Origin of the sequence: Luteibacter sp. 621 (assembly GCF_050435445.1) — a bacterium.
In the GTDB taxonomy this organism is placed as follows: domain Bacteria; phylum Pseudomonadota; class Gammaproteobacteria; order Xanthomonadales; family Rhodanobacteraceae; genus Luteibacter.
In genome coordinates, this window is sequence record NZ_JBNDKI010000010.1 from 156,771 (window position 1) to 170,183 (window position 13,413).

At 65.6% G+C, this 13,413-nt stretch carries 12 protein-coding genes; 8 read left to right on the forward strand and 4 right to left on the reverse strand.

The window, feature by feature from the left end:
* Nucleotides 1-57: 57 nt before the first annotated feature.
* From hpf to ptsP, 6 genes are all read left to right on the forward strand, one after another.
* Nucleotides 58-408 (forward strand): ribosome hibernation-promoting factor, HPF/YfiA family, encoded by a 351-nt coding sequence (gene hpf / locus ABIE56_RS12905; protein ID WP_429244191.1) that lies wholly within the window; start codon nucleotides 58-60, stop codon nucleotides 406-408.
* Between the two features lie 81 nt (nucleotides 409-489).
* Entirely contained in the window at nucleotides 490-1,440 is a 951-nt protein-coding gene (hprK, locus tag ABIE56_RS12910; RefSeq protein ID WP_429244192.1) for an HPr(Ser) kinase/phosphatase, read from the forward strand.
* A 4-nt stretch (nucleotides 1,441-1,444) separates the two neighbouring features.
* Nucleotides 1,445-2,344 (forward strand): RNase adapter RapZ, encoded by a 900-nt coding sequence (gene rapZ / locus ABIE56_RS12915; RefSeq protein WP_429244193.1) that lies wholly within the window; start codon nucleotides 1,445-1,447, stop codon nucleotides 2,342-2,344.
* Between the two features lie 37 nt (nucleotides 2,345-2,381).
* Nucleotides 2,382-2,774 (forward strand): PTS sugar transporter subunit IIA, encoded by a 393-nt coding sequence (locus ABIE56_RS12920; protein ID WP_429244194.1) that lies wholly within the window; start codon nucleotides 2,382-2,384, stop codon nucleotides 2,772-2,774.
* The gene (locus tag ABIE56_RS12925; protein ID WP_247433597.1) at nucleotides 2,767-3,036 is read left to right on the forward strand and encodes an HPr family phosphocarrier protein; all 270 of its coding nucleotides are present in this window, start codon (nucleotides 2,767-2,769) and stop codon (nucleotides 3,034-3,036) included. Before ABIE56_RS12920 ends, ABIE56_RS12925 begins: the two co-directional genes overlap by 8 nt.
* A 29-nt stretch (nucleotides 3,037-3,065) precedes the next feature.
* Nucleotides 3,066-4,823, forward strand: coding sequence for a phosphoenolpyruvate--protein phosphotransferase (gene ptsP, locus ABIE56_RS12930; RefSeq protein ID WP_429244195.1), 1,758 nt, complete (start codon nucleotides 3,066-3,068; stop codon nucleotides 4,821-4,823).
* A 37-nt stretch (nucleotides 4,824-4,860) separates the two neighbouring features.
* Here the strand turns inward: ptsP and ABIE56_RS12935 are convergent, their stop codons facing one another.
* The 4 genes from ABIE56_RS12935 to ABIE56_RS12950 all read right to left on the reverse strand — a co-directional run bounded on the left by ABIE56_RS12935 (nucleotide 4,861) and on the right by ABIE56_RS12950 (nucleotide 10,679).
* Complete coding sequence (locus ABIE56_RS12935; RefSeq protein WP_429244196.1) at nucleotides 4,861-6,195, reverse strand: S41 family peptidase; 1,335 nt, start codon at nucleotides 6,193-6,195, stop codon at nucleotides 4,861-4,863.
* Nucleotides 6,196-6,390: 195 nt separating this feature from the next.
* Nucleotides 6,391-6,660: a hypothetical protein gene (locus tag ABIE56_RS12940; RefSeq protein ID WP_429244197.1), complete on the reverse strand. Its 270-nt coding sequence runs from the start codon at nucleotides 6,658-6,660 to the stop codon at nucleotides 6,391-6,393.
* A gap of 630 nt (nucleotides 6,661-7,290) precedes the next feature.
* Nucleotides 7,291-9,762, reverse strand: a complete 2,472-nt coding sequence (locus ABIE56_RS12945; RefSeq protein ID WP_429244198.1) for an acyl-CoA dehydrogenase — start codon at nucleotides 9,760-9,762, stop codon at nucleotides 7,291-7,293.
* Between the two features lie 41 nt (nucleotides 9,763-9,803).
* Nucleotides 9,804-10,679, reverse strand: a complete 876-nt coding sequence (locus tag ABIE56_RS12950) for an alpha/beta hydrolase (protein ID WP_429244199.1) — start codon at nucleotides 10,677-10,679, stop codon at nucleotides 9,804-9,806.
* Nucleotides 10,680-10,819: 140 nt separating this feature from the next.
* Between ABIE56_RS12950 and ABIE56_RS12955 the strand changes: the two genes are divergently transcribed.
* Nucleotides 10,820-11,407 (forward strand): TetR/AcrR family transcriptional regulator, encoded by a 588-nt coding sequence (locus tag ABIE56_RS12955; RefSeq protein ID WP_429244200.1) that lies wholly within the window; start codon nucleotides 10,820-10,822, stop codon nucleotides 11,405-11,407.
* Between the two features lie 96 nt (nucleotides 11,408-11,503).
* Nucleotides 11,504-13,294 (forward strand): phosphoenolpyruvate carboxykinase (GTP), encoded by a 1,791-nt coding sequence (locus ABIE56_RS12960; protein ID WP_429244201.1) that lies wholly within the window; start codon nucleotides 11,504-11,506, stop codon nucleotides 13,292-13,294.
* Nucleotides 13,295-13,413 lie beyond the last annotated feature (119 nt).

Consider the following 13,413-nt stretch of genomic DNA (forward strand, 5'->3'; position numbering starts at 1 on the left):
GGCCATTCCCATCTCGCCGCCACCGAACGGCGGCACCCTCAGCAAGAAGGAGGCGTCATGCAAATCCAGATCAGCGGCCAGCACATCCAGGTCACCCCTGCCCTGCGCGAACGCGTGGAACAGCAAATCGGCCGCTTCGAACGCCTTTTCGACAACATAATGGCCCTGGATGTCGTGCTATCGGTGGACAAGGCCGAGCACAAAGCGGGCGGCACCCTGCACTGTTCGGGCACCCGGCTCCATGCCGAAGGCCTTGCCCGCTTGCAGGACGGCACGATCAACGACCGCATGTATGCCGCGATCGACGAGATGATTACCAAACTGGCCGACCAGCTGCGTAAGCATAAGGAAAAGATCAAGGACCACCACAACAGCGAGGTCCGCGAGGCCCGCACTGCCAGCAGCTAAAGCCCCCCATCGGGCCTGTGGCACAATATAAGCAAGCCGGCACATCCGTGTGCCGGCTTTTTTCTTGACAGGAACCCCCGCGTGGATCGGCTCACTGCCCGACAACTCTTCGACGGTGTCCATGAACGGATGGCCCTGCGCTGGATCGCAGGCATGCGTGGCGAAGCCCGTGTCCTGGAGCCCAACGCCAAGCAGAGCCGCCGCCCGTCGCTGGTGGGCTACCTCAACGTCATCTACCCCAACAAGATCCAGATCATCGGCACCGAGGAGCTCAATTTCCTCGACGGCCTGGATTCGCGCCAGCGCTGGGAGGCCATCCACAAGATCGCCGCCTACCAGCCGGCCGCGCTCATCGTCACCAAGGACCAGGCCATCCCGCCCGACCTTCGTGAGGTGGCCGAGGAAACCGATACCCCGCTGTGGCAGAGCACCAAGCGCGGCCACGAGCTGCTCACCTACCTGCAGTACCACCTGGCGCGTACGCTTGCGCCGCGGGTAACCCTGCACGGCGTGTTCCTCGAGGTGTTCTCCATCGGCGTGCTGATCACCGGCGATCCCGGCTCCGGCAAAAGCGAGCTGGCCCTGGAACTGATCAGCCGCGGCCACCGCCTGGTGGCCGATGACGCCACCGAGTTCACCCTGATCGCCCCGGATGTGATCGACGGCGCCTGCCCCGAGCTCCTGCAGGATCTGCTCGAGGTACGCGGCCTGGGCGTGCTCAACATCCGCGAGATGTTCGGCCACACGGCGGTCAAACCGTCGAAGTACCTGCGCCTGGTCATCCACCTGAAGCCGCTCAAGGATGGCGAGGAAACGGATGCCATGACCCGCCTGACCGGCGATGTCAGCCGACGTAACGTGCTGGACGTGGATGTGCCCAAGATCACCATCCCCGTCGCCCCGGGCCGCAACCTGGCGGTCCTTGTGGAAGCGGCGGTGCGCAACCATGTACTGAAGAGCAAGGGTATCGACCCTGCGCAGACTTTCATCGACCGCCAGGCGCACCAGATGCGCCGGTTCTCCCCATGGTGACCCGGTGAACGACGACCTTCTTATCAGCCCCATCATCGAACCCGATGCCATCCACCTGGTCGTGCTCACCGGCATGTCCGGTGGCGGCAAGACCGTGGCCCTGCGCGCGCTCGAGGACCTGGAGTTCTACTGCGTCGATAACATGCCGGCGGAGCTCATCCCGCAGCTGGTCGCCGCGGTGAGCCAGGGTGAGCACGGCCCGCGCCGGCGCATCGCGGTGGGCGTGGATGTGCGCAACCGCCGCTCCGACCTGGAGCGCATGCCGCACGTCTTGTCCGAGCTCTCCAGCGCTGGCGTCCACGTACACCTCATCTTCCTGGATAGCCGCGACGACGTCCTGATCAAGCGCTATTCGGAAACCCGGCGCCGCCACCCGCTGGCTGCCGAGCGGCTTTCCCTGGCCGATTCGATCGCCGAAGAACGCCGCCTGCTGCGCCCGCTGGTATCCATCGCCGAAAAGGTGATCGATAGCTCCGATCTCAACGTGCACCAGCTGCGCCGCCTCTTCGCCACCGGCTACGCCGCCGCCAGCGATGGCACCACGCTGCTGTTCGAGTCGTTCGCCTACCGCCGCGGCCTGCCCTCGGATGCGGATTTCGTGTTCGATGCCCGCTGCCTGCCCAACCCGCACTGGGACCCGCGCCTGCGCCCGTTCTCGGGCAAGGACCAGCCGGTGCGCGAATACCTCGACGCGCAGCCCGTCGTGGGCGAATACTATGACGACGTCGCGCGCTGGCTGGATACCTGGCTGCCGCGCTTCGAAGGCGAGGACCGCAGCTACGTCACGGTCTCCATCGGTTGCACGGGCGGTCGCCACCGCTCGGTGTACCTGGTGGAGCGCCTTGCCCGGCACTTTCGCAAGGAACGCGGCAACGTACTGACATTCCACCGTGAGCTCGAATGAGCACCCAGACCCGATCCACCCACCTGCGGAGCCTGCCATGAGTGTTGGCGTGCTCCTGATGACGCACGAGGCCGTTGGCCAGGCGCTGGTTTCGGCCGCGCGCCATGTCATGCCCAAGTTGCCGCTCACGGTGGATGCCGTGGAGGTACCCCCCGGCGCCGATCCCGACGTGATGCGCTCGCTCACCGCGAAGCACGCGCGCGATCTGGACCAGGGCGAGGGTGTACTCGTGCTCGCCGACCTTTATGGCGCCACGCCGTGCAACATCGGGCTATCGCTGGGTGCGCTGGGCGTGAAGCTCCGCTGCGTATCCGGCCTGAACCTGCCGATGCTGTTGCGTGTCCTCAACTATTCAGAAAAATCGTTGCCCGAACTGGCGGAAATCGCCGCCACCGGGGGCCGCGGAGGGATCTTCATCGATCATGCTTGAACAGGAAATCACGGTCTCGAACCGCCTTGGGCTGCACGCCCGCGCGTCAGCCAAGCTGGTCCAGCTGGTGTCCACCTTCAAGGCCACCGTGCACCTGGTGAGCAAGGGACGCGAAGTGAACGCGCAAAGCATCATGGGGGTCATGATGCTGGCCGCCGGCATGGGCACCAGCCTGGTGGTCCGCGCCGAGGGCGAGGATGAACAGGCCGCCGTGGCGGCCGTCATCGATCTCTTCAACCGCAAGTTCGACGAAGGGCAGTAACGCATGGGCGCCAGGGGGGCGAGTCACGCATGAGGTACCAGCTGACCGGCACAGCCGCATCCCGGGGCATGGCCCTCGGGCGGGCGCGTCTGGTCCAGCCCAGCCTGTACACGGCTGACATGCGCATGCTCGAGGATGCCGAGATCGGCCCCGAGCTCGACCGCCTGCACAAAGCCCTGGACCATGCCCGCGCCGAGCTGCGCGAACTACGCGGCAAGCTGCACGGCGCACTGGCCCGCGAAGTGGGCGACTTCATCGATGCGCACAGCCTGCTGCTCGATGACGAAGAACTGCTGCGCGGCCTCGATGAACTGATTTCGGTCGGCCACTACACCGCCAGTGCCGCGCTGAAGATGCAGCGCGATCGCCTGGCCGCCGTGTTCGATGCGATGAACGACCCGTACCTGAAGAGCCGCGGCGAAGATATCGACCAGGTCATCGGCCGGGTCATGTCCGCCCTCTTCCAGCATTCCAGCCGCGAGGAGCGCAAGCTCGCCGCACGCGTGGGCGAGATCATCGTCAGCGATACCGTGGCACCCGCGGACATGGCCAGCCTGGCCGGCCAGGGCATGCTCGGCGTGGTCGCCAGCGCCGGCAGCGTGTACTCGCACAGCGCCATCCTGGCGCGCAGCTTCAACCTGCCGATGCTGGTAGGTACGAAGGATGCGTTGGCCACCATCAACGATGATGACCTGGTGTTGATCGACGCCGAACACGGCGAGGTCATCGTCCACCCCACCGCACAGGACCTCGCCCGCTACCGCCAGTGGCAGCGCCAGGCCGCCGCGGAAGGCCGCCGCCTGGCCGCACTGGCCTCCGCACCCACGCACACGCGCGATGGCTTCCACGTGCGCCTGTTCGCCAACGCGGAGCTGGCCGGCGATGTCACGCTGGCCCGCGCGCGTGGTGCAGACGGCGTGGGCCTGTATCGTTCCGAATTCCTGTTCCTGCGCCAGCGCGGCCTGCCCAGCGAAGACGAACAGTTCGCGGCGTACCGCGATGTCGTCCTCGGCATGGGTGGCCTGCCGGTCACCATCCGCACGCTGGACCTTGGCGCCGACAAAGCCGATTCCGCCGGCCTTGCCATCCGCGGTGAAGATAACCCTGCGCTGGGCGTGCGCGGCATCCGCCTGTCGCTGCGCTACCCCGATATTTTCCTCGTGCAGCTGCGCGCGATCCTGCGTGCCGCCTGCTACGGCCCGGTCCGCGTGCTCGTGCCGATGATCACGCACATGGGCGAGCTCACCGAGGTACGCCGGCTGCTGAAGAAGGCCCGCGAACAACTGTCGCTCGAGGGCCAGGAGTTGCCCGAGCGCCTGGATGTCGGCGCCATGATCGAAGTCCCCGCCGCCGCCATCGGCGTCGCGTCGATCCTGCAAAAGGCCGACTTCCTCGCCATCGGCACCAACGACCTCGCCCAGTACACGCTGGCCGCCGACCGCAACAACGATGCGCTGGAAGGCATCTACGACCCGCTGCAACCTGCCTTCCTACGCCTCATCGCCCACGTCATCGCCGCCGCCCGCCGCGCCAAGAAGCCGGTAAGCCTCTGCGGCGAAATCGCCGGCGATACGCAATTCACCGCCCTGCTGCTCGCCATGGGCCTCGAGGAGTTCTCGATGCACCCGGGCCAGCTGCTGCAGGTACGCGACCGGCTGACCCAGCTGGATTGCGCCGCACTGCGCCGCGCCGCGCCGCATCTGTTCCGTGCGCATACGCGCGATCAGGTGGAAGAGCGCTTGATGGCGGTGGTGGCGAAGCAGGATGGCTGCGCGGGGGCAGCCTAGCGCTTTGCGCGGACGGGGATCGCGCGCAAGCGCGCTTCTACAGCGTTGGTTGTTGCGCTAGCCACGCGGTGGCGTGGTCCAGCACGGCCGCGTCATCGACGCGGTCGTCGGGATCTACCTGCTGGCCGAAGGCTACGCCGTGGCGATCGACATCGATGAAAGCCTTTACCACGAGGAGGCTGCCGTCCTTGAGGGGCATGGTCTCGTTGCTGTTCGCCTGGCCCGATGTGGGCGAACCAAACGAGCGCGTCGCAGGGCGGCCATGGAACGCCACAGCAACGGCTTCGCCCGCACTGGATGTGTGCGGACCAAGGAGAACCGCGACGGGCGAAGCGCTGAGATCCAGTGAGATGGGTTTTGCGGGCATCGAAAGACCGACACCCGCGTACCAATGCGCGTCATCCGCGCCCGGCTTCCGGAAGGCGCCGATCTCACCGTCGCCCAACAGCGAATGCACCGCAGCGAACATAGGCCACATCGTGCCGCCCGAATCCTGGCGTAGGTCGACGACCCACCCATGCTTCACCTCGGGCGCCAAACGGCTCATAGCCAGTGCAATGGCTTGTATGTAGCGCGTCTCCGCATCCGCGGGGCCCGTGAAACCCGGCAACGCGACGTAGCCGATGCCATCGGGGAGCAGGTGCACATCCGGGATCGATTGTGTGCCGTCGTTGAGCGACTGAGCCCACGCTGAATCAGCGTCGATGAAACGGCTGTGCCCATCGTCAAGCCTGCGCACGGCATCGCGGATGGTGGGATACGCGGCGCTGGCTGGCTGCCCTGCCGAGAGGTGTGACTGGGCCTCACGCTCGAACGAATCCCAATCGACCTTACCGGCGGCGAGAGCGTTCTCGCGCAAAGCCGCCACGGCCTGATGAAGCAGTGCGTCTGCCCCCACATGCGTGGGCGGTTCCCGGAAGACAAGGTTGAGGTGAGTAACATGCGCGGTACCGCCGCCCATTAGCGCAACACCGACTACAACCGAGGTCGCGTTTGCCGGCACCGTGATACGAATGCGCCGCATGGCTGGAACACCGCCGCTGGCGATGGGATACGGCTCGGTCGTCTGGAACACGTGCTCGGCGCGGGTGGGACCGTCGGCGGACATCCATAACGCGGCGTTAGCCGCTGAACCGGTGGTCTCGATGAGTCCCGTCAGTTCAACGATCTTTCCGGCCGCTAGGTGGGCGTCTATCTGGGAGCCAGCGATACCCGCTTGGTCATTGGCATTGTCCACCCTACTGAGGGTAACGCTCGCGCCGCCGGCGAGGCATGCATCGCCCGATCCTGTGACCGTGAAAGCGCTGGTCCTCTTGGCCGTTGACCAATGCAGCTCTTCGGCCCCGACCGCCAGCGGCACGAGGATAATCATCGTCAACGCCGATCGAAGTAACCCGTGCTTAGCCTTGTGCATGCGCCCCCCCGATTTGCCGCCGCCGTAGAAGTCAGCGCGCATGCTATGCCGGCGGTTCGAGAAAAGCTGTAGGCGTTCCCCTACACAGATTCTTGCGATGTCAATCGCTTCATGCGATGTGCCGGAGGTCGTGCATCGCGCGCGAGCGCGCTCCTACAGGGAGCGCGCGTGCCATTCGGCGTGCGCCTGGCCGACGCGTTCGGTGCCCAACCGGGTCATGGCGGCGATCGCTTCCATCGACAGGGCGACCTGCTTGCAGTCCACCGCATCGGCTTCGTGGATCAGGTCAGCCAGGAGGCTGGTCACGCCACGCGCGTACTGCAGCCATTGCGTCGCATCGTTCAACAACTCGTGTGCCGTGGGCTCACACGCTGCGTTATCACCCGCGTGCCGAACAGGCCAGGTTTCGTTCACCAGATTCATTACTCGCTTCCATATTCAATACCGCCCCGCGCAGCGCTAACGTGGCACGACAGTCATCACGACCTGCCATGCCACGGACCATACGATCGCGGGTTCACCGTTCGCCCGTGACCGGGCGCCGGGTGGCTTGATTGACGAAGTGGATGGCGACGACGACCGCCCGTGAGGCATGCCAGGCGAGAACGCCTGCCTCATTCGATCAAGAATTACCTCAAAGATGGTCGCCGCCGCGGTTCTTCAACCGCGCCTGCGGCTTATACAGGCGGCCCGTTAGTCGATGAGATGCCGCCGGGGGGATTCGGCGGGCGTGCGACTACCGTATGATCGGGGGTACCCATGATCAACTCCAGATTAGTTGGTTGTGGATAGCGAGTCGGGTGTGTGCAACCACGCCCGGCTCGCGACTCTCACCGCACACAGCGGTGGTTGCCTGCACGGTGTACGTCAACGTGCGTGCGGGCAACGGAAACGACCGTATCAAAATGATCCGCCGATGTCTGTAAGAACAACGGACATCGTGTGTAGGTGTCGTTGTGCACGCCATCATTTAGCGCGATGCCGAAGGCGAGCCGCAAAGAAAAAGGGCCGGCAATCATGCCGGCCCTTTCATCGTTCAACCATCGCAGGCCATCAAGCCGCCCGCGACGCTTCCATCTTCTCCGCCTTCGCGGCCACGCCAGCCTTCAGCTCATCGCTATCGAAGTCATCCACCGAGATGAACTCCGCGACAGCATCACGCACGCGCTGCAGCAGCTCGCGCTCGGCCGAAGTAATGGCGCCGAGCTTCTCGGCTTCCGCCAGCTGCTCGTTATACGTATGCGCGTGCAGCTGGCCGCCCTTGAACGCCTTGAGGAACTTTCGCTCCACCGGTTCCGCGGCAATCACATCCGGCAACACCGCATTCATGCGGCCCACGGTGTTGTTCGCCGTCGGCGTCAGGTAGGTCCACGTGGTCAGGCGATCGCGCGCCTCGCTCGGGGCCGTGATCAGCGCGGCCACGCGGCGACCCAGGCGATCCGACGGCGGCACTTCGCGGCGGCCGAACGGGAACACCAGCGCGCGGAGCAGCCACGCCACCGGGCGCACCGGGAAGTTACGGATCACGCCATCCAGCGCCATCTGCATACGCCAGACGCACTCGTGGAACGCCCAGGCCAGCAACGGACGATCCGCTTCCGGACGGCCCGTATCCTCATAACGCTTCAGCATGGCGCTGGCGATATACAGGAACGACAGCGTATCGCCCAGGCGGGCCGAGAGCTTTTCCTTGAACTTCAGCTTGCCGCCCAGCACGCCCATCGACACGTCGGCACACAGTGCCAGCGCGGCCGAGTAACGATTGAGCTTGCGGTAGTAGCGGCGCGTATACGCATCGCCCGGGGCATCGCCGATGCGCGCCGCCGTGAGGCCCAGCACGAAGCTGCGCACCGCGTTGGAGAAGCCAAAGCCGATGTGGCCGAACAGCGCCTTGTCAAAGGTCTTCAGGCGCTCACGGTAATCCGTGATGGTCAGCGCCTGCATTTCCTTCAGCACGTAAGGATGGCAGCGGATCGCACCCTGGCCGAAGATCATGAGGCTGCGCGTCATGATGTTCGCGCCTTCCACGGTGATCGCGATCGGCACGCTCTGCCAGCCGCGGCCCATGTAGTTCTTCGGGCCCAGGATCACGCCCTTGCCGCCGTGAACGTCCATCGCATCGGAGGCGATCTGGCGGCACCATTCGGTGGCGTGGTACTTGGCGATGGCCGACGGCACCGCCGGCTTCTCACCGCGATCGACCGCTGCGGCCGTGGCGCGCGACAGTGCCTGCGTGGCATAGGTCAGGCCGCCAATGCGGGCCAGGGCTTCTTCCACGCCCTCGAAGCGGCCGATGGCCAGGCCGAACTGCTTGCGCATGCGGGCGTAGGCGCCCGTGGCGGCGACCGCCATGCGCGACGCACCGGTCGCGTTGGACGGCAGCGAAATGGCACGGCCCACCGACAGGCACTCGACCAGCATGCGCCAGCCCTGCCCCGCCATATGCGGGCCACCGATCAGCACCGAAAGCGGAACGAACATGTCCTTCGCGTGGATCGGGCCGTTCTGGAACGGCGTGTTCAGCGGGAAATGGCGACGGCCGATTTCCATCCCCGGGGTTTCGCGCGGCAGCAATGCCAGCGTGATGCCCAGGTCTTCCTTGTCACCCAGCAGCTTGTCCGGGTCGTACATGCGGAACGCCAGGCCGACGATCGTGGCGATCGGGGCCAGCGTGATGTAGCGCTTATCGAAGGTAAGGCGAATGCCGACGGTTTCTTCGCCGTTCCACATCCCCTTCGTGACGATGCCGAAGTCCGGGATCGAGGTGGCATCCGAGCCGGCGTACGGGCCAGTCAGCGCGAAACACGGCACCTCACGGCCATCAGCCAGGCGCGGCAGGAAGTGGTTCTTCTGCTCGTCGCTGCCGTAATGCATGAGCAGCTCGCCTGGGCCAAGCGAGTTAGGCACGGCAACGGTGGAGGCCAGCGTCTGCGACATGCTGGAAAGCTTCTGCAGCACGGCCGAATGGGCCAGCGCGGAGAAGCCGAGGCCGCCGTAGCTCTTCGGGATGATCATGCCGAAGAACTTGTTCTTCTTGATGAAGTCCCAGACGTCCGGCGGCAGGTCGGCCAGTTCGTGGGTGATCTTCCAATCGTCGATCATGCCGCACAATTCTTCGACGGGGCCGTCGAGGAACGCCTGCTCTTCGACCGACAGTTCCGGCTTCGGCTGCTTCAACAGCTCCGACCAGCGCGGCATGCCCGAGAACAGCTCGCCTTCGAAACCGACGGTGCCGGCTTCCAAAGCGGTCTGCTCGGTTTCGCTGAGCTTGGGCGTGACCTTGGCAAACATGGAGAGCAGCGGCGCGCTGATCTTCTTGCGGCGGAAATCCACCATCAGCAACGGCACGGCGACCAGCGCCAGCAGCACCAGCAGGATGACGGTGGTCACCGGGGCACCCGCGAGGAAGCCGACGACGAGCGTCGTGGCCGCCGTGGCGATGGCCCACGTCTTCAGGGACGTGCGGTGGTAAGCACATGCACCAGAGGCAATCAGTGCCGCCAGTACAACCAGGATCGCAGACATGGGTATCACCTCGTAACGTCGTAGTGCTTAAGGGGTGTTGCTCAAAGGGTTTGCATGAACGCTGCGATTTCGCGCGTGAAAGCGTCGTTCGCATCGCCCGCCACCATGTGCGTGGCATCGGCGAGCGATACGTGGCGCGCATGGGGAACAAGGCGGAGAAATTCATCGACCGTGTGGCTGGAGACCACATCGCTGCGGGCACCGGAAAGAAGCAGCACCGGCACCTGTACCTTCGCCGCGGCGGCGAACAGGCGCGGCTGGTAGCGCTCGCTCTCTTCGACCAGGCCATCGAGCAGCGCCGGATCCCAGTGCCAGCGAAGACGGCCATCATCGCCCTGGCGCAGCAGGGGCTTCAGCTGGCTTTCGGTCTTGCGCTCGCGGCGCTGCGGCAGGTACGCCTCGATAGCCGAGGCCGCCTCGTCGTAGCTCGCAAAGCCGTGGGGGTGGGCGCGCATGAAGCCGAGGATACGTTCCACGCCCTGGGTTTCCCACCGCGGGGTGATATCCACCAGGATCAGTGCCGAGAACGGGCATGCACCTTCGGCCTCACCCGCGGCGACCAGCGCCAGCAGGCCGCCCATCGAGGCGCCGACCACCACGGGCCGTGGGCCGCCCGGGGGCGTCGCCGCCTCAGCCATGGCGGTCAGATCGGCCACAAACTGTTCCATGTGGTATTCGCCACGCGGCACGCGTTCGCTTTCGCCGTGGCCGCGCGCATCGAATGTCACTGCGGGAAGGCCCTGCGCGGCGAGCGCACGCGCACTGCCCGTCCAGGCGTTGCGAGTCTGGCCGAAGCCGTGGGCGAACAAGAGCGCGGGCTGGTTCTCGCCTTCCCAGCGTTCACCGGCCAGCAACAGGCCATCCAGCGCGGTAAGGCGGAAGGGCGTGGAAATAGCGGTAGTGGGCTCGACAACCATACGGGCGAGTATGTGTGCCTGGAAAGCCTGCGTCAATACGGCAGCGTACGGTCACGTAACAGCCGGAAAGTCAAGGTCTTACGCAACACGTACGGCAGCGGATGGATTGCAAACGGGCGCATTCCAGCTACCATGCGCCGATGAACGATGCCAAGAATGAACGAGTCCGCCTTTCTGCCGAGGATTGGGAGGACGGTGCGCTCGCGTTGATCGCCGAGCAGGGCGTAGGCGCGCTGGCTGTTGAAGCCCTCGCCCGCCGCCTTGGCGTGACCAAGGGCAGCTTTTACTGGCATTTCCGTACCCGCGAGGCGCTGCTGCAGGCCGCGCTGGAGCGCTGGGAAGAATACGGCGAGCGCGAAGTGCTGGCCGAGATCGAGCGTATCGCCGATCCGCGCAAGCGCCTGCCCGAACTGTTCCGCCGCGTGGCCCATGAGCTGCAGCCGCACCGCGTGTATGCCGCGCTGCTGAAAGCGCTGGACCACCCACAGGTGGTACCGGTCATGGCACGCGTTTCCCAGCGGCGCATGGATTTCCTGACCCGCATGTACAAAGAAGCCGGGCTGGAGCCGATCGTGGCGCTGCACCGCGCACGCCTTACCTACGCCGCGTACGTCGGCTTCCTCCAGCTGAACTTCACTCTGGGCCTGCCGCGCCTCTCGCACGACGAGTTCGATGCCTACGTGGAGCACGTGATCACCACGCTCACGCCGGCCAAGCCCGAGGAATGACCTGAACGGCGCCTGCAAATTGCTGCGCCGTGCCTTGTAAATACCACGATCCGCAAACTACTGTCTCTACAGGCAATTACCTGGAGACCACACCGGATGGGTTCGCACGGCAGTTCGTTGGAAGCACTGAATCGATGGGTAGATGATGTCGCCCGCCTGACGGAGCCCGCCTCCGTCGTGTGGTGTGATGGCTCTGACGCGGAATATGCGCGGCTTGTCGAGACCATGCTCGCCAGCGGTGATCTTCTCCCGCTAAACGAGAAGACCAACCCGCGTAGCTACCTGCACCGCTCACATCCGTCGGATGTGGCCCGCGTGGAGCACCTCACCTTCGTGTGCACGCCCGAGGAAGAAGACGCCGGCCCGAACAACCACTGGATGGCGCCGGCCGAGGCCCACGCCAAAATCGATGCGCTGTTCGAAGGCGCGATGCGTGGCCGCACCATGTACGTCATCCCGTACTGCATGGGCCCCATCGATTCGCCGATCGCCCGTTGCGGCGTCGAGATCACCGATAGCCCGTACGTCGTAGCCAACATGCGCATCATGACGCGCATGGGCACGCAGGCGCTGACGCGCATCGAACGCGAAGGCGTGTTCGTGAAGGGCCTGCACTCCACGGGCGACCTGGACCCCGAGCGCCGCTTCATCATGCATTTCCCCGATGAGCTGGCCATCAAGTCCATCGGCTCCGGTTACGGCGGCAACGCCCTGCTCGGCAAGAAGTGCCATGCGCTGCGCATCGCCAGCCACCAGGCGCGCCGCGAAGGTTGGCTCGCCGAGCACATGCTCATCGTCGGCATCGAGAACCCGAAGGGTGAGAAGCATTACATCGCTGCCGCGTTCCCGTCGGCATGCGGCAAGACCAACCTGGCCATGCTCATCCCCACCGAGGGTTACCGCAAGGCGGGCTGGAAGGTGTGGACCGTCGGCGACGATATCTGCTGGATGACGCCGGGTGCCGATGGCCGCCTGTGGGCGATCAATCCGGAAGCCGGCTACTTCGGCGTGGCCCCGGGCACCGGCGCGAACACCAACCCGGCTGCACTGGCGACGCTCGGCCACGATGCCATCTTCACCAACACCGCGATCACCGCGGATGGTCGCCCGTGGTGGGAAGGCCTGGGCGAAGGCGAGCCGGTGACCGACTGGCAGGGCCGCCCGTTCGACGCCGCCAATGGCCCCGCCGCTCACCCGAACTCGCGCTTCACCGTGTCGGCGAAGCAGTGCCCCAGCTGGGCGCCGGAATCGGAAGACGCCGCCGGCGTGCCCATCTCGGCCATCGTCTTCGGTGGCCGCCGGCCTTCGTTGGTGCCGCTGGTGTTCGAGGCGAAGGACTGGGCGCACGGCGTATTGGTGGGCGCCGCCATGGGTTCGGAAACGACCGCGGCGGCCACCGGTGCCGTGGGCGTGCTCCGCCGCGATTCCATGGCGATGAAGCCGTTCTGCGGCTACAACTTCGCCGACTACTTCGCGCACTGGCTGTCGTTCGACAAGCCCGGCGCGAAGCTGCCGCGCATCTTCCACGTGAACTGGTTCCGCAAGGATGCCGATGGCCGCTTCATGTGGCCCGGCTACGGCGAAAACCTGCGCGTGCTCGACTGGATGATCCAGCGCGTGGAAGGCCTGGCGAGCGGCCATGAAACCCCGATCGGTATCGTGCCCGCCGCCGGCGAACTCAACACCGCCGGCATGGATATCGCGCCCACCACCGTCGACGAACTGCTCCACGTCGATATCGATGGCTGGGTCGAGGAACTGAACGCCATCGGCACCTACCTGGATGGCTTCGGCACCCGCATGCCCGAACGCCTGAAGGCCGAACGCGACCGGGTCAGCAAGGCCCTGGAAGCCGCCGTGGAACGCCGCGCCGAGCGGGTGGCCTAACCCGCTGCCCTGTGAACCGGGCGGCTCAGCCGCCCTCTTAACCGGGCGGCTGAGTCCCCTGTAGGAGCGCGCTTGCGCGCGATGGGCCCTGCCGCAAGCACCCATCGCGCGCAAGCGCG

Bases quoted from the DNA above. Each gene is read 5' to 3' on its own strand.
- ABIE56_RS12925 (WP_247433597.1), top strand. From the start codon at position 2,767: ATGCTTGAACAGGAAATCACGGTCTCGAACCGCCTTGGGCTGCACGCC.
- ABIE56_RS12935 (WP_429244196.1), bottom strand. From the start codon at position 6,195: ATGATTATCCTCGTGCCGCTGGCGGTCGGGGCCGAAGAGCTGCATTGG.
- hpf (WP_429244191.1), top strand. From the start codon at position 58: ATGCAAATCCAGATCAGCGGCCAGCACATCCAGGTCACCCCTGCCCTG.
- ABIE56_RS12960 (WP_429244201.1), top strand. From the start codon at position 11,504: ATGGGTTCGCACGGCAGTTCGTTGGAAGCACTGAATCGATGGGTAGAT.
- ABIE56_RS12945 (WP_429244198.1), bottom strand. From the start codon at position 9,762: ATGTCTGCGATCCTGGTTGTACTGGCGGCACTGATTGCCTCTGGTGCA.
- ABIE56_RS12920 (WP_429244194.1), top strand. From the start codon at position 2,382: ATGAGTGTTGGCGTGCTCCTGATGACGCACGAGGCCGTTGGCCAGGCG.
- ABIE56_RS12950 (WP_429244199.1), bottom strand. From the start codon at position 10,679: ATGGTTGTCGAGCCCACTACCGCTATTTCCACGCCCTTCCGCCTTACC.
- ABIE56_RS12955 (WP_429244200.1), top strand. From the start codon at position 10,820: ATGAACGATGCCAAGAATGAACGAGTCCGCCTTTCTGCCGAGGATTGG.
- ptsP (WP_429244195.1), top strand. From the start codon at position 3,066: ATGAGGTACCAGCTGACCGGCACAGCCGCATCCCGGGGCATGGCCCTC.
- ABIE56_RS12940 (WP_429244197.1), bottom strand. From the start codon at position 6,660: ATGAATCTGGTGAACGAAACCTGGCCTGTTCGGCACGCGGGTGATAAC.